This window comes from Clostridium sp. Marseille-P3244 (assembly GCF_900120155.1).
Taxonomy (GTDB): domain Bacteria; phylum Bacillota; class Clostridia; order Lachnospirales; family Lachnospiraceae; genus Mediterraneibacter.
Map to the genome: position 1 here is coordinate 2,353,025 of NZ_LT635549.1, position 19,171 is coordinate 2,372,195.

Below are 19,171 nucleotides of genomic sequence, written 5' to 3' on the forward strand. Positions count from 1 at the left end.
CTCCATACAGTTGAAATACTTCTTATTCCTAAATGCTACCAGTAAATAAGAATACAATTCCTGCGTGCCCTTGTCAAGTCGGGAAAAAAGATGGTATGATGGTCTGAGAATCAATTAAAGGAACAGAAAAATGGCAGAAAATCAGGAGCTGAAAAAGAAGAAATGGGACGGAAGGCCCTACCACTCGCTGGACTGTGAACTGAGACGGCAGTTTGGTGAAAAAGTCTACAAAATCACTCTGAATGGAGGGATGTCCTGCCCCAACCGGGACGGTAAGATCGGGACAAAAGGGTGTATCTTCTGCAGTGCGAAGGGCTCCGGAGACTTTGCCGGGAATTCAGCCCTCTCTGTCTCCGGGCAGCTGCAGGAAGGGAAAGCTCAGCTTCTCCGCAAGAGGCCTGTCCGTTCTTATATCGCATATTTTCAGGCATTTACGAACACCTACGCTCCGGTGCCGTATTTGAGAAAAATTTTCACTGAGGCCATGGAAGATCCGGAGGTACAGGTGCTTTCCATCGCCACAAGGCCGGACTGCCTGGAAGACGATGTGCTGGAGCTTCTGACCCGCCTGAATCGGATCAAACCGGTCTGGGTTGAACTGGGTCTGCAGACCGCCCATGAAGAGACTGCCCGTTTCCTGCGCAGAGGCTACGATCTGGAAGTATTTGATCATGCCGTAAAGCGGCTCCGGGATGCCGGCATCACTGTAATCGTTCACGTGATCCTTTTCCTTCCCGGAGAGACGGAAGCGATGATGCTGGAAACCATTGACTGCCTGAACCGCCGTGACATCCAGGGGATCAAACTCCAGCTGCTCCATGTACTGGAGGGGACGGATCTTGCCCGCATATATGAAGACTCCCCTTTCCATATACCTGATATGGAGGAATACATCCGCCTCCTGGGGAAATGTATCGCCCGGTTACGGCCTGACATTGTCATCCACCGGCTTACCGGCGACGGCCCCAAGGACCTTCTCATCGCGCCTCAATGGAGCAGGGCCAAGCGCACTGTACTGAACCGTCTGCATCAGTATCTGAAAGAAAATGACATCTGGCAGGGAAAGGAGTATTATGGCTGAGACATTTACACTTTATAAACTGATCATTCTGTATATGCTGAATAAAGTAGACTTTCCTCTCACAACCTCACAGATCTCGGAATTTGTGCTGGATGAGGGTTACACCACCTACTTTAAACTGCAGGAAGCGCTCTCTGAGCTGGTACAGTCCGGACTGATCCAGACAGAAACTACGCACAACCGGACACTTTATCATCTCACAGAGGCCGGGGCTGAAACCATCCACTATTTCAGTAAAAAGATTTCCGAGCCTATCCGAAAGGATATTGATAATTTTCTAAAGGAAAAACAGTATGACTTGAAGGAAGAAGCCTCTGTAAAATCAGATTATTACCTGACAACAAATAAAGAATACGAGGTTCGGTGTCAGATTGTGGAAAACGGCGCCAGCCTGATCGATCTTAAGCTGACCGTACCTACCGAAAAAGAGGCCGAAGCCATCGCAAGCCGCTGGAATACAAAAAGCCAGGAGATCTACGCCTCTCTTCTGGCCAGTCTCCTGTAACTTTTTTCTATCTGTCTGAACAACATCTTTACCCTGAGTTGTTCTGCCCCCGCTGTTTTATATGTTGTCTTCTGTGCCGCGTATCCTGTTCAGATAATCGCGGATCGTCTTTTCATAGCCGAGATCGCCGGGTTCATAGAACCTGGCGTTTTTTATTTCGTCCGGCAGATACTGCTGTTTTACATAATGGTCCGGATAATCATGGGCGTACTTGTACCCGATCCCGTGTCCCAGCTGACGGGAGCCCTTGTAGTGGGAATCCTGGAGATGAGAGGGAACGGAAGTCCTGTACTGCTGCACGGCCTGGTTCGCCGCCGTGATCGCATTTACCGCAGAATTACTCTTAGGCGCGCAGGCCACATACGTCACTGCCTGGGCCAGAATGATCTGGGATTCCGGCATACCGACCCGCTCCACCGCCTGAGCGGCGGACACTGCCACAGTCAACGCCATAGGATCCGCATTTCCCACATCTTCCGAGGCACAGATCATAATCCTTCTGGCAATAAATTTCACATCTTCCCCCGCGTACAGCATTTTCGCCAGATAGAAAACCGCCGCGTCCGGATCTGATCCCCGCATGCTCTTGATGAACGCGGAAATGATATCATAATGATTGTCTCCTCTTTTATCGTAATTCACCACCCGCTTCTGGATACACTCTGATGCCACGTCCACTGTAATATGGATGATCCCGTCGCTGCCACGCTCTGTCGTAAGGATGCCCAATTCTATGGCATTTAGGGCGTTTCTCGCATCTCCTCCGGAGAGATCCGCAAGAAAATCCAGCGCCTCCTCGTCGATCTGCGCATGAAAACTTCCCATTCCTTTCTCCGGGTCCTCCACGGCCCGTCTAAGCAGCGTCTTGATATCCTCCCGGTCAAGAGGTTTCAGCTCAAAGATGCTGGACCGGGAAATCAGAGCGCTGTTCACCTCAAAATACGGATTCTCCGTTGTCGCTCCGATCAGGATCACCGTGCCGTCCTCTACAAACGGAAGAAGATAGTCCTGCTGTCCCTTGTTGAACCTGTGGATCTCATCGATGAACAGAATCGTTTTCTTCCCGTACATTCCCCGCAGGTCCTTTGCCTCTTTGATAACTTCCTCCATGTCCTTTTTTCCGGCCACAGTGGCATTGATCTGCTTGAACTGCGCGCTGGTGGTATTGGCGATGACCTTTGCCAGTGTAGTCTTGCCCGTGCCGGGAGGCCCGTAAAAGATCACCGAGCTTAGCTTGTCCGCCTGGATGGCCCGGTAAAGAAGCCGGTCCTTCCCGATGATGTGCTGTTGTCCCACCACCTCGTCCAGCGTCTCCGGCCGCATCCTGGAAGCCAGAGGCGCTTCCTTTTCCTGGGTGTTCTTACGCATATAGTCAAACAGATCCATGTCTTCTCCTCCTGTCAAATCTGTATTTCCCCGCTCTTTTCTCCTCACTCGACCCCTGCCAGCTCCCGTATCACTTCTCCGGCAATGATCAGCCCCGCCGCAGGGGGAACAAACGAGACACTGCCCGGCACTGCCCGCCGTGCCCCGGCTTCTTCCTCCGGGACCTTTCCATGCATATCAACCGGTTTTTCCTGAGAATACACGACCTTCAGGTGCTCGACCCCTCTCTTCTTCAGCTCTCTTCTCATAACGCGGCACAGTGGACATACGCTGGTTTCCGCCAGATCCGCCACCTGAAACCGCTCCGGGTGCAGCTTGTTTCCCGTGCCCATACTGCTGATCAGCCTTAAATGCCTCTCCTGCGCCAGGCAGGCAAGAGCGATCTTGGCGCTCACCGTATCGATGGCGTCCACAATATAGTCCGGCTCCCCTGCCTGTTCAAATAAAGTCATAAGGTTATCGGGAAGGACGAAGATCTCATAGGTCTCCACTTGGATCTCCGGGCAGATATCCTGGATCCGTTCCCGCATCACATCCGTCTTGCGCCGCCCCACCGTGCTGTGATACGCGATGGACTGCCGGTTGATATTGGTCAGGGAGACCCGGTCATTGTCGATCAGGATCAGACGCCCCACACCGGCTCTGGCCAGCGCTTCCACACAGTGGGACCCTACGCCTCCCACGCCGAAAATCATCACGGAGGCTTTCTTCAACCGTTCCATGGCCTTTGTGCCGATCAGAAGTTCTGTCCTGGAATATTCATTCATCATATCTTTTCTCCCACAATTTCTCTTCTCATAAGCAATGAAAGTTGCTTCATGTATTTCTTCCGGCAGCTCTCCTGGCGGTTGCCTCTTTCTTATTCCAAAAGGAGCTCATCCACTGTCACAAACTCATATCCCTGTTCCCGGAGCAGATCGATGATCCGAAGAGCGGCCTCCACGGAAGTTCCGTAACAGTCATGCATGAGAATGATATCATTTTCTCCGGTATCCGTCACTACCTTTTTCACCGTCTGATCCGGATCCTTCGTCACCCAGTCCCTGGAATCCACCGTCCATTTTACATACAGTTTATCTGGCTCTTCCATCCCCGCCGGAAATGCACCGAAAGGCGGGCGCACCAGGGCTGTCTCTTCCCCTGTGATCTCCTTCACAAGCTGATCCGTCAGGTCAATCTCTCTTTGGGCATCCTCTGTACTAAGCCGGGAGAGATCCACATGATGGTAGGTATGGTTCCCTATCAGATGGCCTTCCTCCTTCATCCTCCTGATCAGCTCTTCGTTCCCATCCTTCTCTATATTTGCCCCGATCACGAAAAAACTGGCCCTTATCCCCCTCTCCTTCAGGCCGTCCAGGAGTACGGGCGTGTACTGCGCGCTGGGACCGTCATCAAAAGTCAGCGCCACTTTCGGCGCAGTCCCGCCGTCCGCCGGTCCTGATTGTTCCGCTGCCGCCGGCTGTTTCCAGAGCACTGACACCGGACACATCCAGAGCATAACAACCAGGGCCAATGCCTGCATGTGTCTTTTTAAACTTCCTTTCCTGCTGTCCGCTTTCACCGTGTTTCCTTCTTAGCCGTTCTCACCCCAATTATATGCTGGCGGCTTTTCCCCGATTCATCCGGGACTTCCGGTATTCCGAAGGACTTACCCCCTTCTGCTTTTTAAACGCCTTGGAAAAATAAAGATTATTCTCAAACCCCACCGAATAGGCGATCGCCGATACGGACAGTTCCGTCTCCTTCAGAAGATGACAGGCCTGCTTGATCCGGTACTCTGTCAGATATTCTTTCGGAGATCTCTGCATATAGGTCTGAAAAGACCGGAAGAGATGGCTCCTGCTTACACCTACATAATGAGCAATATCTTCCACGGTGATCGGATAAGAATAGTTGGTTTCGATATAACTCTCTGCTTTCTCCACATAGAGCGAAGGCATATCTTTCTCCTGTCCTTCCTTATCTGAATAATGCATGAACACGGCCAGCAGGCTGTACAGCTCCCCGGTCATGGCCACTGCCGCCTCATACGTGTTCCCCTTGACCCGGTAGATCCGGTCCAGTCCTTCCCGGATCTTCTGCTCCGGAATCCTGCCCTTCAGAATATAAGGAGTCTCCTTGCTGAATTCCGTATTCCGGATGATGGATGCCGCGTCCGCGCCCATAAATCCCGCCCAGGCATACTCCCATGGCTCCTCCCGGTCTGCCTGATACTGCAGCTCCACTCCCGGATAAAGGATGAAGGTATCCCCTGCGCGCAGATGCCGGGACACCTTCCCGGTAGAATAATACCCGCTCCCCGACAGGATATGATGGATACAATAATGATCTCTCACCCCCGGACCCCACTGGTACTCCGGCTCGCATTTCTGATATCCCACATTATAGACTGACAGGGAATTCAGAAGATTTTCTCCCACTTTATACGAATGTTTGTAAGAACCTGGCACAGCATTCCCTCCCTTCCTGTACGGCCATTGCAGCCTGTCTGTTTCATTCTGTGGATATTATAGTCTCTTAGTTCCTTTTTGTGCAACATTTTTACATGGATTTGCACGTATTTTTTATAGACGCAGGTACTGTCTGCGTTTATAATAGAAATAATAAAATGCGGATCGCAGATCACGACATTAAGATTCAGGAGGATCATGAGATGAAGAAAAAACTTTTTGACAAATTCGCAGAGCTTTTTGGGAACAATGAGGGTGCCCGTTTTTACTTTTCACCGGGCCGTGTCAATCTGATCGGAGAACATACCGATTACAATGGGGGACATGTCTTCCCCTGCGCGCTGACACTGGGTACATATGGCGCGGCACGCAGACGGGATGACCGGCTGATGCATTTTTATTCCATGAACCTGGACCGGATCGGCGTAGTGGAGGCATCCCTCGACGATCTGACCAACAAGGACGCTTATGACTGGGCAAATTATCCGCTGGGCGTGGTATGGGCATTTGCGGAGAAAGGATACAAGCTGGACAGCGGCTTCGACATGGTGATCTGGGGGAACATTCCCAACGGTTCCGGTCTTTCTTCTTCCGCTTCCCTGGAAGTGCTTACCGGAGTCATCCTGACAGACCTGTTTGGCATCGATTCTCTGAGCATGACCGATCTGGCCCTCATCGGACAGTACTCTGAAAATAACTTCAACGGCTGCAACTGCGGCATCATGGATCAGTTCGCTGTGGCCATGGGCAAGAAAGACAACGCCATCTTCCTGGATACCAGCACGCTGAATTACGAATATGCGCCGATCCAGCTGGAGGACGCCAAGATCATCATCACAAACAGCAAGGTAAAACACAGCCTTGTGGATTCTGCATACAACGACAGACGTCAGGAGTGTACGGATGCACTGGCCGCGCTGAAGACCGGACTCGATATTCAGACGCTGGGAGATTTAAGCCCGGAAGAATTTGAGGCAAACAAAGGACTTATCAAGGATCCGGTACAGTTAAAGCGTGCAAAACATGCCGTATATGAGAACCAGCGCACCATCGACGCTGTGGCTGCTTTGAAAGCCGGCGACATCACAAAATTCGGCCAGCTGATGAACCAGTCACACATTTCCCTGAGAGACGATTATGAGGTATCCTGTGAGGAGATCGATATCCTTGTGGATCTTGCATGGGAGATTTCCGGCGTCATTGGTTCCCGTATCACAGGAGGCGGTTTCGGCGGCTGTACTGTCAGCATTGTAAAGAATGACGCCGTAGATACATTCATCGACAGCATCGGCAAGGCCTACAAAGAAAAAGTCGGCCATGAAGCCGAATTCTATACCGTAGACATCGGCGATGGGGCTTCCCGTCTGGACTGATCCGGCAAAGGGACGCTATTTTCAGCCTGTCACAGTAAAACTGTCGTTCTATTTGGGAGGGAAATTACCATGCTTTATGAATCGATCAAAAAACTGGTCCAGTACGGGATTGACACAGGTCTTACCCCGGAATCCGAAAGAATCTACACTACCAATCTCCTTCTGGACCTGATGAAAGAGGACGATTACGAAGACGTATCCTGTGATACGGACAATATCGTTCTGGAAGAAGTGTTAAAAGACCTGCTGGATGAGGCAGTAAAAAGGGGCATCATCGAGGACAGCATCACATACCGCGACCTCTTTGACACAAAGCTCATGAACTGCCTGGTGCCGCGCCCGGCACAGATCCATGAAAAGTTCTGGGAGGAATATGAACAGTCTCCGGAGCAGGCCACAGAGTATTATTACAAGTTAAGCCAGGACAGTGATTATATCCGGCGCTACCGCATCAAAAAGGACCGGAAATGGACCGTGGATACCCAGTACGGCACTCTGGACATTACCATCAATCTCTCCAAGCCGGAGAAGGACCCCAAGGCGATTGCCGCGGCCGGCGCGGCAAAGTCCTCTTCCTACCCGAAATGTCAGCTCTGCATGGAGAATGAGGGATACGCAGGACGTGCCAATCACCCGGCCCGGGAGAACCACCGGATCATCCCCATCACTATCCAGGGACGGAAATGGGGATTCCAGTACTCTCCCTATGTCTACTACAATGAACACTGTATCGTGTTTAACGGCGAACATACGCCCATGAAGATCGACCGGAACGCCTTTGCGAAGCTGTTTGACTTCATCAAGCTGTTCCCCCACTATTTCCTGGGATCCAACGCGGATCTTCCGATCGTGGGCGGATCGATCTTAAGCCACGATCATTTCCAGGGCGGCAATTATACCTTTGCCATGGCAAAAGCGCCTGTTATCGAGAGCTTTACCGTGCCCGGATATGAGGACGTGTCCGCAGGCATCGTGAAATGGCCTCTTTCCGTAATCCGCCTCCGCGGCGAAGACACAGAGAGGATCATTGACCTGGCGGATCACATTTTGGGCAAATGGCGCTCCTATACGGATGAGGACGCCTTCATCTTCGCAGAGACGGACGGAACACCCCATAATACCATCACGCCCATTGCACGTAAGAAGGACGGCCTTTACGAATTGGATCTGACCCTGAGGAACAATATCACCACAGAAGAGCATCCCCTCGGAGTCTATCATCCTCATGAGAAGCTCCACCATATCAAGAAGGAAAATATCGGTCTGATCGAGGTCATGGGCCTGGCCGTACTTCCTGCCCGCTTAAAGGGTGAGCTGGAGCTTTTGAAAGAGTATATCCTGGAAGGAAAGGATATCCGCAGCAACGAACAGATCGAGAAACACGCGGACTGGGTGGACGAATTCCTCCCCTCCTACTCTGATATCAATGAAGGAAACATCGAACAGATCCTGGAGCAGGAAGTCGGGAAAGTCTTCTGCCAGGTACTGGAGGACGCCGGAGTCTACAAATGCACCGAAGAAGGATTGAAGGCGTTCCACCGCTTTATCGAGACACTGTAGGATATATAAACCAAAAAGAAAGTCCCTTGGGGGCTTTCTTTTTTAATGCATATGTATCATCCTTTTATACTATATAATTATCATTATGTGGCCTTCCTAAAGTTTTTCATACATCATATCCATATCCCTCAGGCATTCTTTCACACTGCTCCTTGCATAATTCCGCGTCACCTCAATATTGCTGTGTCCCAGGATATCTGCCAGCCTTACCAGATTTCCTGTAAACCGGTAAAACGTCTCGGCAAAGAAATGTCTGAGATTATGGGGAAATATCTTCTCAGGACTGACACCGGATTTCTCCGCCAGATGTTTCATTTCCCGCCAGATATTGCTCCGGTCTTTGGACTTCCCTCCTTTTGTAATGAAAATCTCCCCCTGCTGGATGCCCTCTTTCTGCAAATAGACTGTCAGCTTTTTCTGCAGTTTATGGGGAATCAGAATAAATCGGAGTTTTCCTTTATTATTTACGATCACCCTGCCCCTTTTCACACTTTCCGCGGTAAAGAAACGCAGCTCACTGACCCGCACCCCGGTGACGCCGATTGTCTCCATAAGAAGGACCAGTTCTTCCTTTCCCTGTTCCTCGGCCGCCTCCAGGAGTTTCTGGTACTCTCTCTTCGTCAGTTTTTTCTCTTCCCCGGCAAATACCTGCCTCTGGATTTTAAATGGCCGGATCCTCAGTTCTCCCGCGCCGAGGAATTCTGTAAACTGGTTCAGTGCGGCAATCATGGAGTTAGCGCTGGCCGGCGCATAATTTGCTCCCAGCCATTCCTTATACTCTACTGCGCATTTCTTTGTCACCGTCTCAGTATTCCCCAGAAATTTATAAAAGGTTCTGATATCTGTCCGGTATTTTGTGATCGTATTATCTGCGTATTCCTTCTCATACAGATTTTTCATAAATGCTTCCAGAGCTTTGTCCTTATCCTTAAGGCACAGGCCTCCCTCCTCCCTGTCTCTGTCCGTTTTCCCATACTGCAGCATAATGCTCCTCCTTTTTCATTTTGTCTGGTTATCCTCTTTTTAACAGTCTGCCATGTTCTCCTATAAAAGTACATCTGTAAATCCTGTTCCCCTCTCTCTAAGAGAAGAAACGCCCGGGCGTTTACTGTTTGCGCCCGGGCGTTTCTTTTTCAGCTATCGCTGTCTTCAAATTTTCTCTTTCAGCTCATCCACATCTTTTCTCAGTTCTTTTATGAGCTCCAGGAGGATCATTATGTTTTCGCCTTCCAGCTTTCGGATCATACTGAACCGTTCAAGGCGTTCCACATTCTGTTCCACCTTATTTACTTTCTTTCCAAATTCATCCATTTTCTTCTCCATAGACTTAAGCTGTCAGTAATATTTTACGGTGACATTCCTTCCCATCTTCTCCGCCGTACTGATCAGCTGATCCACCAGATTCTGCCGCATACTCAGATCAAAATTCAGTTCGGACTCTTTGTGGGCCGCATTGACCGCCGTTCCCACAAACAGGTTCAGCTCCGTACACTCCTCGATCAGAAGTTTTGCCAGGCGGGAAGCCCCGTTGTCCGCGTCCAGCTCATCAAAGAACTCCGAGTCAAACTCATCCCGCACATACTTTTTCAGAAGTTTCAGGCATTTACCCAGTGTCAGCACGCCCTCGGTCACCAGATCGATCCCCTCGATGGTGGCCATGGGCGGCACGTCCGGATTCCGGCTGTCCACTTTCGTGACGATCTCCCGTCCCAAAACACGGGCCGCGATATTGGCGCTGGTCCCGCCTGCCACTACCTTTTTCCCTTCCGTGTGCATGAACTCATGCATCAGCCGTTCATCATCCTCTTTTTCCTTTGGCGGGCCGGTAAAGATATTGACGACTCTGCGCTCAATCACCCGCGCTACCGCCACCGTCGTGTCATCCCCGGGCTTCTCTTCGTACAGCTCCTCGCAGGCCTGACTGAGCATCACCGCCAGACGGGAGGCGGACATGGTCTTCTTGGTACATTTCAGCGTATATTCTGACATTGCCTCCCAGGTCCAGCCCTGCAGGTTCAGGATCTCCCCTGCCCCCGCATATATCACGCCGTCGCTCATCAGTACAAAGCAGTCATTTTTCTTCACCTGGAAACGATACTCGTGTATCTTCTTACCGCCGATCTCCCTTGTCTCGTAAGGATATTTCACGATCTTGCCGTCCCGGATGAACACACAGGAGGGATTGTCAAATTCTACAAGATAGGCTTCGCTGTTGTGGAAGATCTGCAGAATAGAAAAAGTTGCGTATGCCACTTTCCGGACCTTGCAGATCGGCAGCGTCTTGGCGATGGTCTCCACACAAGACTCGATCTGAGCTCCTTCGTAAAGCATGGTTCCCAGGATCTTGGAAGTCAGGGTGGCAAGGATATTTGCCTTGACTCCGCTGCCCATGCCGTCCGCCAGGATGATAATATCAGAGTCCTCTCTCTTCAGGATCTCCACCTTGTCTCCGCACAGTTCTTCCTTATGCTTGTTCAGGCTTTTCCACGCAACGTCCACACTCACACTCATAGCTACTCCTCCTCGTTCAGGATGGAATCCCGAAGCTTTGTCAGCGTCACCTTCGTCTCAGCCGTTGTCTCTCCCAGAAGTCCTGCAATCTCCTGGGCCACCATCATCTGTTTCTCAATGACCTTCTGGGCCATCTCCACTGTTTCCACTTTCAGATTATAATGCTGTTCCCGGATCTTCTCCTCATGGGTCACATCCTGGAACGTGACCAGGACAGCGTCCAGATTCTCGATATAGACGATCGTCTCCTCGGCGGTCATCCTTCCGTTCTCCAGCTGCACCTTCTTATGCATCACAGGTTCTTTTGTAAGGAGAGTGTTCTCGATATCTTCCGTCTCAATAAACTCAAATATGTACCGTTCCACCGCCTCCTCATGGCCCACGCCAAGGAGCTCCTGCCCCTTCCGGTTGCAGTCCAGGATCCTCATGTCATTTCCGATAACAAAGATCATATTGGGCGTCACGTCCATCACCACATTGGACATGGATTCTGCCTGCGCCAGAGCGTAAGGCATACACATGGACAGTTCCGCCTTGCCCTGGAACACGGCAATGGCTTTCTCCCGGCAGGTGGAATATCCGCAGGCCCCGCAGTTCAGTTCGTCCTCCACTGTGAATTTTCCTGTAGACTGCAGGATCTTCCGTATCTGGTCCTCAGAAGGCAGTACATCCCGGATACTGTGGTCTCCAAACTCTTTCGCCAGCTCTTCCGTCGTCATATCCGGCAGGTCTCTGGCCGCTTTATAAGTTACACCATTCTCGATCTTTACCTTGGTCTTCACATAAGAAGTGTTCCAGTGCGCGGATGCCGGCCCTTTCGCGCAGCCTCCCTCACACACATTGGCCTCGATGAAGCAGTGATCCAGCTCCCCTTTCTGCAGGCATTCCAGCATCTCCATGCAGTTCTCCAGACCGTCCACAAACACCTTATGGTAACCGTCCGCATCCTCCTCCGTAATAACAGACTGGATCACGCCGCCGCTGACCGGATAGAGCCGGTTGATCTTCGGATCCGGATTGCCCATGGGCTTATCCTCGCAGGATGCAAGGTCTATACCCGCTTCGGCAAACCAGTCCGCCAGCTCCTCAAAAGTAAGGATCGCGTCGATGGCGCCGAACACCCGGTCATCCCCGATAGCCTCCTGCTTCTTCGCAATGCACGGGCCCAAAAATACGACCTTTACATCCGGTCCGTAAATCTTCTTAATATAACGTCCATGAGCCACCATGGGAGACACTACCGGAGCCATCAGTTTCGCGCAGTCCGGATAGTATTTCTCGATCAGGTCGTTGACACTGGGACAGCAGGTCGTGATGATATTCGGCATCCGGTTCTCCCGCACCAGCTTCTTGTACTCATTGGTCACCAGCGCCGCGCCCTCCGCCGTTTCCCGGACTTCGTAAAAGCCCAGCTTCTGCAGAGCATCCACCACCTGTCCCGGCTTGTCAAGTTCCAGGACTCCCGCATAGGACGGAGCGATGGAGATGATGGTCTGAAATCCCTGCCGCAGATATCCTTTCACACGCTCAAGATCACTTGCGAAAGTCTTGGCATTCTGGGGACAGACCTCCAGGCAGCGTCCGCAGTTGATACAGTGATCCACCATGATGCGGGCCTGTTCATCCTTGACCGTTATTGCCTTCACCGCACAGTTCCTCACACACTTATAGCAGTGACGACATTTCGCATCCTTAAAGTCTATGACTTTCATCTGCATAAACCTCCTCGTTCTCTATTATCAATATTTTAACAGACCGCCGCGTGAGTTTCAATGAAACAAAAAACAGCATTTACACGAAATGTATCTTTTTTAAAATAAATCATCAGGACATGAAACTATTTCCCGCCCCTCTTCCGTCTAATGTTTGAAAAAAGCAGACAGACCAGAGAGGAGGCTAAAACACAGGAATGAACCGACCGAAGAGAAAGGAGGGGATCAGCCTGGAGTATCTGGTACAGAGAGCCCGGCAGGGCGATGTACAGGCATTCGTTGAACTGATGGATTCCTGCAGACAGAGGATGTACAAGACAGCCCGCAGCTATTTTTCCTCAGAAGAAGATATCGCAGACGCCATCCAGGACACCATCGAATCTGCCTGGCGCTCTCTTCCGCATTTAAAGAAAAACGAATATTTCCAGACATGGATTACCCGTATTCTTATCAACAAATGTATTGACATTATCAGAAAAAACAAGCGGGAATCTCCTGCAGAAACCATTCCCGATCAGGGCGGGATCTGCATGGAACTGGCAAACTGTGAATTTGAGGCGCTGATGCGTACTCTGGATGAGAAATACCGCACCGTGCTTCTCCTCTATTATGGAGAAGGATTTAAAGTCAGCGAGATCGCCCAGCTTCTGGACATGGAAGAAAACACAGTAAAAACAAGGCTTTCCCGAGGGCGGGAAAAATTCCGGGAAATCTGGTCCCTGGAAAATACAGCCTACTGATCCACAGAAAGGAGGAATTACTTTGAAAAGAGAATTTTCACAGGAAGATATGGAACGGATCCTGAAAAGCGACGCGGTCATTCCCTCGTCCGTCAATGAACGGATCCATCAGACCTACCAGAAACTCGGGCTTATAAATGACCCCGGATACGCAGACTCCAAAGAACAGCCCGGCAGGCACAGAACAGTCAGGCGCCGCCACAGGGCATGGGTGTCCATCGCGGCTGCGGCAGCTCTTATTGCCGGGCTGGGGGTCACGGTGGCCGCAGCCGTCAATCTGCTGAGTGTACGTGTCACACAGACAGAAGACGAAGCCAATTTCGAGATCTCCATCAATCCGGAAGCGAAAGAAGCTCACAAAATTAACGTTGAGGCCGGCTATATGCCCGACGGATATCTATATCAGGAAGAAGGTCCCCATGCCGGAAAATGGTATAATGAGGCCACAGAAGGCAGCATCACAATTATCGACTACAATGCCGCCCTGCTCTATGAAATGAACGAAACTGACACGCCACTGATCGGAGGATTCTCTCTGGACAGTCTGGAAGAAAATCTGACAGACAAGGTCCAGATCCCGGGAATGCAGATTTCCCTTGTAGACCGGGAAAGCGTCTACAAGGATGACCAGGGAACCCACCGCACTCTCTGTCTTTTCAATCCGGAATACGGTTATGTCGTACAGATTTTTGATGTCGGCGGATCCCTTGCGGCAGATGAACTGTTCCATATCGCCAGTGAGCTGAAGATCGATGTGCTGGATGAAACCGAGCCCTATCCAGGCGAGGAAGAGATTCTTGCCCTGAAAAAAGAGCAGCAAAAAAGCCAGGAACTGTCCGAGCTGGAAGGCATTGTTCCCGCATCCTCTGTATATAAGGCCGGAGATCTCCTCACCATGCAGTCACCCGATGCCACAGAATACCCGGAATCCGCCATACAGTACAAAATAACAGATATCCGGATTTTGGACGCTCTTCCTCTGGATCAGTTCCCGGAACAGTACTTTAACATTGATTATGATACGGAATTCCTCCCGCTCCTTAACTCAGACGGCAGTCTGAAGCCTCATGAAAGATATGCATCCCTGCGTTGGGAAACCGATCAGATCGAGACCGGCGGTTCCCGGTTCATCGTTCTGTCCGCAGAAATTACCAATAGCAGTTCTGAAACGCTCTCCTATGAAGCTCCCATGCTCCGCCTGCTTGAACCGGACAGCAGCCAGGAACTGCACCGGATCGATGGCCACCGCTCAGCGCTCAGCGCATATGAAACCCTCACAGTCGACGGAGCACCGATCTATCAGTCTCCGGCAAGCAATGGCGGGAAATCCATGAATTACACGGATATCCAGGGCGGCGAAACCATAGAATATACTGCTGTTTACGTTGTAGATGACGACTGCGTCGATCTGGCGTATCTGTCCTTCTTCGGCGGAACAAGCTATTCCCAAAGCAGAGACAGCCTGCTGACAGAGCCATACCTTAAAGTGCAGGAATAAATCTGAGTTTGCCGGGATGATTCAGGAGACGCCGGAAAAAATGGATAAAGCTTAGGGAATAGAAAAAAGCTGGTATCGAAAAACGTATTCTGCGGCAACAGAATGGGTGACCCCGTCTCCGTTCCAGAATCCGGGAAAAACATAAAGGGACTTAAGCTCCACCTAAAAGCAAGGCAGGCCGATGGGCAACCCACTTCGTTCAGACAATCCCATCGGCCTGCCTGACGGTGCAGCTTAGTCCCTTAAGTTTTTCCGACGGATTCCTCCAAAGTCGCCGGTCCACCCATCTGCCGCCGCAGAAAGGTTCTTCCAACCGGTACTCTTTCCCTTCCCTGCACTTCGTCCATTCCCTCCAGCGTCATGATTCATCCCCCGTCAATCTCGCGATTATAAAGTAAGACGAAAGCGGAACGCTATTGGAGAAAATGCATATACGATCCCAAAGGTTATTATGCCAAAGATCCGTGGATGTCAGGGCTGCGAAGCACCGCCATAAGGCGGCCCGGCCTAGACATCCACGGATCTCTGGCATATGTCTTCTGCCTTTTTGAAGACAGAGTATATAGTCGATAACGTTTCGCTTTTATATTACTTTTAAATCGCGAGATTGTCGAGGGGCAAGGATTGGGAGCCGGGGAAGGAAGAGGTATCCATCGAGGGCCGTGCAGCAACGCCGGCATTTGGGGCGCGTCCTTTGCGCCCTTATGTGCCGCTGCGTTGCAGCCCCGAGCGAAAGCGTGTCCGAGATGGATATCCTCTTCCTTCCCTCGGCGTCTACATCCCCCCTCAACAATCTCAGATTTAATTAATGGTTCTTTTTACGTAGGTGGTATGCAGGATATGATGCGCCTTTTCGCTTCCCGGCGCGCCGAGATACTCACTGTATACTTTCTTGATGGACGGATTCTCATGAGATTTCCTCAGAGTCTTCGCCGCGTCATTGTCATACAGAGCCTTTGCCCGGATCGCCTTCACATCCTCAAAGTTACGCACATCGGCATGTACCTGGGGCTGGCCGCCTCCATTGACACAGCCGCCCGGGCAGCACATGATCTCAATGAAATGATAGTCTGCCTCTCCCGCGCGTACTTTGTCCATGATGATCTTCGCGTTGGAAAGTCCGGATACCACTGCTACTTTCACGTCCATGCCTGCCACATGATAGGTTGCCTCTTTGATGCCCTCTGTTCCACGCACTTCCATGAACTCCAGCTTCTGAAGTGACTCTCCTGTCAGCTCTTCGACTGCCGTACGAAGAGCCGCTTCCATGACTCCTCCGGTAGCTCCGAAGATCACGCCCGCGCCTGTGGACTCGCCCAGCGGATCGTCAAAACCTTCATCCGGCAGGCTGCGGAAATTGATTCCCACCTTTCGGATCAGTCTTGCCAGCTCTCTCGTCGTGATGGAGATATCTACATCCGGCACTCCCGCTGCGTACTGGTCATCTCTCTGGAGCTCAAATTTCTTTGCCGTACACGGCATCACGCTGACACAGACGATATTTTCCGGAAGAATGCCCATCTTCTCAGCATAGTAAGTCTTGGTGATCGCCCCGAACATCTGCTGAGGGGATTTGCAGCTTGACAGATGCGCCAGCTGATCCGGGTAGTAATGCTCGCAGTACTTGATCCATCCCGGTGAACAGGAAGTCATCATCGGAAGCACCCCGCCGTTCTTCACACGATCGAGGAATTCATGTGCCTCTTCCATGATCGTCAGGTCCGCGCTGAAGTTGGTATCGAATACCTTGTCAAATCCGATCCGTCTGAGAGCTGCCGCCATTTTGCCTTCTACGTCAGTTCCCATGGGATATCCGAACTCCTCGCCCAGTGCCGCGCGCACGGCCGGTGCTGTCTGTACTACCACATGTTTCGTTTCATCGGCGATGGCAGAGAGCACATCGTCGATATTGCTCTTCTCATAAAGAGCTCCTGTCGGACATGCGGCGATACACTGGCCACAGCCCACGCAGCTGGTATCTCCCAGCCCCATCTCGAAGGGGGAGCCGATAAATGTGGCGAATCCTCTGTTGTTGGGTCCGATCACACCCACGCTCTGAACCTTCTCACACACTGCGGAACAGCGGCGGCAGAGGATACATTTGTTGTTATCCCTTACCATATGTACCGCACTTTCATCCAGCTCATATTCCGGTGATTCACCCGCGAAATAATCTTCATCCTCCACTCCCAGTTCCTGGCACAGTTCCTGGAGTTCGCAGTGTCCGCTGCGCACACAGGAGAGGCACTTCTTATCATGGTTGGACAGGAGGAGTTCCAGTGTTCTCCGTCTGGAGTCCAGCAGTCTCTGCGTGTTTGTCAGTACTTCCATTCCCTCAGAGACAGGATGCACACAGGCCGCCACAAGATTTCTCGCGCCTTTGACTTCCACTACGCACATACGGCACGCGCCGATCTCATTGATTTCTTTTAAATAACACAGTGTCGGTATCCTGATGCCTGCTGCCTGTGCCGCCTCAAGTACAGTAGAGCCCGCGGGTGCAGTTACATTCAAGCCATTGATCTTTAAATTCACATTTTCCATCTTCGCTGCCCTCCCTTATTCTTTGTAGATCGCGCCAAAGCGGCATTTCTCCATGCAGGCGCCGCACTTTAAGCACTTCTCAGGATTGATCATATGTACTTCCTTCACCTTGCCGATGATCGCGTCTGCCGGACAGGTACGCGCGCAGAGCGTACATCCCTTACATTTATCCGGATCGATCTTGTACTGCAGCAGATCCTTGCAGACTCCCGCAGGACATTTCTTGTCTACAATATGGGCAATATATTCATCCCTGAAATATCTCAGTGTGGAGAGCACCGGGTTCGGCGCCGTCTGTCCCAGAGCGCACAGGGAATTGGACTGCAGATGGTAGCACAGCTCTTCCAGCTTATCCAGGTCTTCCATAGTGGCCTGCCCCTTCGTGATCTTCTCCAGGATCTCCAGCATACGCCTTGTACCGATCCGACACGGCGTACACTTTCCGCAGGACTCATCTACCGTAAATTCCAGGAAGAACTTGGCGATATCCACCATACAGGTATCCTCATCCATGACGATCAGTCCGCCGGATCCCATCATAGAACCGATTTCCTTTAAGTTGTCATAGTCGATGGGCACATCCAGATGCTCCGCCGGAATACATCCGCCGGAAGGTCCGCCGGTCTGGGCCGCCTTGAATTTCTTCCCGTTGGGGATGCCGCCGCCGATCTCTTCTACGATCTCCCGAAGCGTCGTTCCCATGGGTACTTCCACAAGTCCGGTGTTATTGATCTTGCCGCCGAGAGCAAACACTTTCGTTCCCTTGGAGTTCTCTGTTCCCATGGACGCAAACCACTCCGGTCCGTTCACGATGATCTGCGGAATGTTCGCGTAAGTCTCCACATTGTTCAGAATGGTGGGCCTTTCAAACAGTCCTTTCAGGGCCGGGAACGGCGGACGGGGACGAGGCTCCCCTCTGTTTCCTTCAATGGAAGTCATGAGCGCGGTTTCCTCTCCGCAGACAAACGCGCCGGCTCCCAGCCTCAGTTCAATGTCAAAATCAAATCCGCTGTCAAAAATATTTTTGCCCAGCAGTCCATAGTCTCTCGCCTGTCCGATGGCGATCTCCAGACGCTTGACCGCGATGGGGTACTCTGCTCTGACATAGATATATCCCTGGGACGCTCCAATAGCATATCCCGCGATCGCCATAGCTTCCAGCACCGCGTGAGGATCTCCCTCCAGAATGGAACGGTCCATGAATGCTCCCGGGTCACCCTCGTCCGCGTTACAGCAGACATATTTCTGATCCGCTTCGTTTGCCGCGGCAAACTTCCATTTCAGTCCTGTCGGAAATCCGGCGCCGCCTCTTCCTCTGAGTCCGCTGTCCAGCAGGATCTGGATCACATCCTCCGGTGTTTTCTCTGTCAGGACACGGCCCAGTGCTTCATAACCGCCGGTCCCTATGTACTCATCAATATTCTCCGGATTGATGACACCACAGTTGCGCAGCGCGACTCTGTGCTGTTTTTTATAAAAGTTGGTCTCATTCAAAGGAATGATCTTATCTGTCTTTGTCGTCTCGTCATAGAGAAGACGGGTCACCACTCTTCCCTTCAGGAGATGCTCGGAGACGATCTCCGGGATATCGTCTTCCTGTACCATGGAATAAAAAGTCCCTTCCGGGTATACGATCATGATCGGACCAAGCGCGCAGAGTCCGAAACATCCGGTCTTGACTACGCCGACTTCTTCCGAAAGTCCGTTGGCCGCGATCTCCTTCTCCAGTCTTTCCCTGATCCTCTGGCTCCCGGAGGAGGTACATCCGGTTCCGCCACAGACAAGTACGTGTGAACGATACATTTCTTCAT

General features: G+C 51.5%; 16 protein-coding genes. 6 read left to right on the forward strand and 10 right to left on the reverse strand.

Annotated features, from left to right (window positions below; genetic code table 11):
* Nucleotides 1–130 precede the first annotated feature (130 nt).
* A complete protein-coding gene (locus BQ7367_RS13000) occupies nucleotides 131–1,081 on the forward strand; it encodes a tRNA modification radical SAM protein MnmL/YtqA (protein WP_072525825.1) in 951 nt (316 codons plus the stop codon).
* Nucleotides 1,074–1,586, forward strand: coding sequence for a DUF4364 family protein (locus BQ7367_RS13005; RefSeq protein ID WP_072525826.1), 513 nt, complete (start codon nucleotides 1,074–1,076; stop codon nucleotides 1,584–1,586). Before BQ7367_RS13000 ends, BQ7367_RS13005 begins: the two co-directional genes overlap by 8 nt.
* Nucleotides 1,587–1,643: 57 nt before the next feature.
* On the opposite strand, the gene BQ7367_RS13010 is transcribed toward BQ7367_RS13005, so the two are convergent.
* The 4 genes from BQ7367_RS13010 to BQ7367_RS13025 form a co-directional block, all read right to left on the reverse strand.
* Complete coding sequence (locus tag BQ7367_RS13010; RefSeq protein ID WP_072526218.1) at nucleotides 1,644–2,972, reverse strand: replication-associated recombination protein A; 1,329 nt, start codon at nucleotides 2,970–2,972, stop codon at nucleotides 1,644–1,646.
* Nucleotides 2,973–3,016: 44 nt separating this feature from the next.
* Nucleotides 3,017–3,742, reverse strand: a complete 726-nt coding sequence (locus BQ7367_RS13015; RefSeq protein WP_072525827.1) for a tRNA threonylcarbamoyladenosine dehydratase — start codon at nucleotides 3,740–3,742, stop codon at nucleotides 3,017–3,019.
* 89 nt (nucleotides 3,743–3,831) lie between these two features.
* Nucleotides 3,832–4,494 carry a polysaccharide deacetylase family protein gene (locus tag BQ7367_RS13020; RefSeq protein ID WP_072526219.1) on the reverse strand — a complete coding sequence of 221 codons (663 nt, stop codon included), beginning with the start codon at nucleotides 4,492–4,494 and terminating at the stop codon, nucleotides 3,832–3,834.
* Nucleotides 4,495–4,564: 70 nt separating this feature from the next.
* Nucleotides 4,565–5,422 carry an AraC family transcriptional regulator gene (locus tag BQ7367_RS13025; protein WP_083588944.1) on the reverse strand — a complete coding sequence of 286 codons (858 nt, stop codon included), beginning with the start codon at nucleotides 5,420–5,422 and terminating at the stop codon, nucleotides 4,565–4,567.
* Nucleotides 5,423–5,625: 203 nt separating this feature from the next.
* Between BQ7367_RS13025 and BQ7367_RS13030 the strand changes: the two genes are divergently transcribed.
* Both BQ7367_RS13030 and galT read left to right on the forward strand, forming a co-directional pair.
* Entirely contained in the window at nucleotides 5,626–6,795 is a 1,170-nt protein-coding gene (locus BQ7367_RS13030) for a galactokinase (RefSeq protein WP_072525829.1), read from the forward strand.
* Between the two features lie 69 nt (nucleotides 6,796–6,864).
* Nucleotides 6,865–8,355: a UDP-glucose--hexose-1-phosphate uridylyltransferase gene (galT, locus tag BQ7367_RS13035; protein ID WP_072525830.1), complete on the forward strand. Its 1,491-nt coding sequence runs from the start codon at nucleotides 6,865–6,867 to the stop codon at nucleotides 8,353–8,355.
* A 96-nt stretch (nucleotides 8,356–8,451) separates the two neighbouring features.
* Here galT and BQ7367_RS13040 read toward each other — a convergent pair whose 3' ends face one another.
* The 4 genes from BQ7367_RS13040 to BQ7367_RS13050 form a co-directional block, all read right to left on the reverse strand.
* A complete protein-coding gene (locus tag BQ7367_RS13040) occupies nucleotides 8,452–9,339 on the reverse strand; it encodes a tyrosine-type recombinase/integrase (RefSeq protein WP_083588945.1) in 888 nt (295 codons plus the stop codon).
* 165 nt (nucleotides 9,340–9,504) lie between these two features.
* Complete coding sequence (locus tag BQ7367_RS14510; protein ID WP_159431657.1) at nucleotides 9,505–9,666, reverse strand: hypothetical protein; 162 nt, start codon at nucleotides 9,664–9,666, stop codon at nucleotides 9,505–9,507.
* A 24-nt stretch (nucleotides 9,667–9,690) separates the two neighbouring features.
* Nucleotides 9,691–10,866 carry a SpoIIE family protein phosphatase gene (locus BQ7367_RS13045; RefSeq protein WP_072525831.1) on the reverse strand — a complete coding sequence of 392 codons (1,176 nt, stop codon included), beginning with the start codon at nucleotides 10,864–10,866 and terminating at the stop codon, nucleotides 9,691–9,693.
* Nucleotides 10,867–10,868: 2 nt separating this feature from the next.
* Nucleotides 10,869–12,578 (reverse strand): [Fe-Fe] hydrogenase large subunit C-terminal domain-containing protein, encoded by a 1,710-nt coding sequence (locus BQ7367_RS13050; RefSeq protein ID WP_072525832.1) that lies wholly within the window; start codon nucleotides 12,576–12,578, stop codon nucleotides 10,869–10,871.
* Between the two features lie 197 nt (nucleotides 12,579–12,775).
* Here BQ7367_RS13050 and BQ7367_RS13055 point away from each other — a divergent pair, with 197 nt between their 5' ends.
* Both BQ7367_RS13055 and BQ7367_RS13060 read left to right on the forward strand, forming a co-directional pair.
* A complete protein-coding gene (locus tag BQ7367_RS13055) occupies nucleotides 12,776–13,318 on the forward strand; it encodes an RNA polymerase sigma factor (RefSeq protein WP_328586532.1) in 543 nt (180 codons plus the stop codon).
* A 22-nt stretch (nucleotides 13,319–13,340) separates the two neighbouring features.
* On the forward strand, nucleotides 13,341–14,816 hold the full coding sequence (locus BQ7367_RS13060; RefSeq protein WP_072525833.1) for a hypothetical protein: 1,476 nt from the start codon (nucleotides 13,341–13,343) through the stop codon (nucleotides 14,814–14,816).
* Between the two features lie 801 nt (nucleotides 14,817–15,617).
* Here the strand turns inward: BQ7367_RS13060 and BQ7367_RS13065 are convergent.
* Together BQ7367_RS13065 and nuoF are read right to left on the reverse strand one after the other, a co-directional pair.
* Entirely contained in the window at nucleotides 15,618–17,360 is a 1,743-nt protein-coding gene (locus BQ7367_RS13065) for an NADH-dependent [FeFe] hydrogenase, group A6 (protein WP_072525834.1), read from the reverse strand.
* A gap of 15 nt (nucleotides 17,361–17,375) precedes the next feature.
* Complete coding sequence (gene nuoF / locus BQ7367_RS13070; RefSeq protein WP_072525835.1) at nucleotides 17,376–19,163, reverse strand: NADH-quinone oxidoreductase subunit NuoF; 1,788 nt, start codon at nucleotides 19,161–19,163, stop codon at nucleotides 17,376–17,378.
* Nucleotides 19,164–19,171 lie beyond the last annotated feature (8 nt).

Excerpts from the sequence above, each read along its gene's own strand:
- BQ7367_RS13000 (WP_072525825.1), top strand. The coding sequence starts at position 131 with ATGGCAGAAAATCAGGAGCTGAAAAAGAAGAAATGGGACGGAAGGCCC.
- BQ7367_RS13005 (WP_072525826.1), top strand. The coding sequence starts at position 1,074 with ATGGCTGAGACATTTACACTTTATAAACTGATCATTCTGTATATGCTG.
- BQ7367_RS13010 (WP_072526218.1), bottom strand. The coding sequence starts at position 2,972 with ATGGATCTGTTTGACTATATGCGTAAGAACACCCAGGAAAAGGAAGCG.
- BQ7367_RS13015 (WP_072525827.1), bottom strand. The coding sequence starts at position 3,742 with ATGATGAATGAATATTCCAGGACAGAACTTCTGATCGGCACAAAGGCC.
- BQ7367_RS13020 (WP_072526219.1), bottom strand. The coding sequence starts at position 4,494 with ATGCAGGCATTGGCCCTGGTTGTTATGCTCTGGATGTGTCCGGTGTCA.
- BQ7367_RS13030 (WP_072525829.1), top strand. The coding sequence starts at position 5,626 with ATGAAGAAAAAACTTTTTGACAAATTCGCAGAGCTTTTTGGGAACAAT.
- galT (WP_072525830.1), top strand. The coding sequence starts at position 6,865 with ATGCTTTATGAATCGATCAAAAAACTGGTCCAGTACGGGATTGACACA.
- BQ7367_RS13040 (WP_083588945.1), bottom strand. The coding sequence starts at position 9,339 with ATGCTGCAGTATGGGAAAACGGACAGAGACAGGGAGGAGGGAGGCCTG.
- BQ7367_RS14510 (WP_159431657.1), bottom strand. The coding sequence starts at position 9,666 with ATGGATGAATTTGGAAAGAAAGTAAATAAGGTGGAACAGAATGTGGAA.
- BQ7367_RS13045 (WP_072525831.1), bottom strand. The coding sequence starts at position 10,866 with ATGAGTGTGAGTGTGGACGTTGCGTGGAAAAGCCTGAACAAGCATAAG.
- BQ7367_RS13050 (WP_072525832.1), bottom strand. The coding sequence starts at position 12,578 with ATGAAAGTCATAGACTTTAAGGATGCGAAATGTCGTCACTGCTATAAG.
- BQ7367_RS13055 (WP_328586532.1), top strand. The coding sequence starts at position 12,776 with ATGAACCGACCGAAGAGAAAGGAGGGGATCAGCCTGGAGTATCTGGTA.
- BQ7367_RS13065 (WP_072525834.1), bottom strand. The coding sequence starts at position 17,360 with ATGGAAAATGTGAATTTAAAGATCAATGGCTTGAATGTAACTGCACCC.
- nuoF (WP_072525835.1), bottom strand. The coding sequence starts at position 19,163 with ATGTATCGTTCACACGTACTTGTCTGTGGCGGAACCGGATGTACCTCC.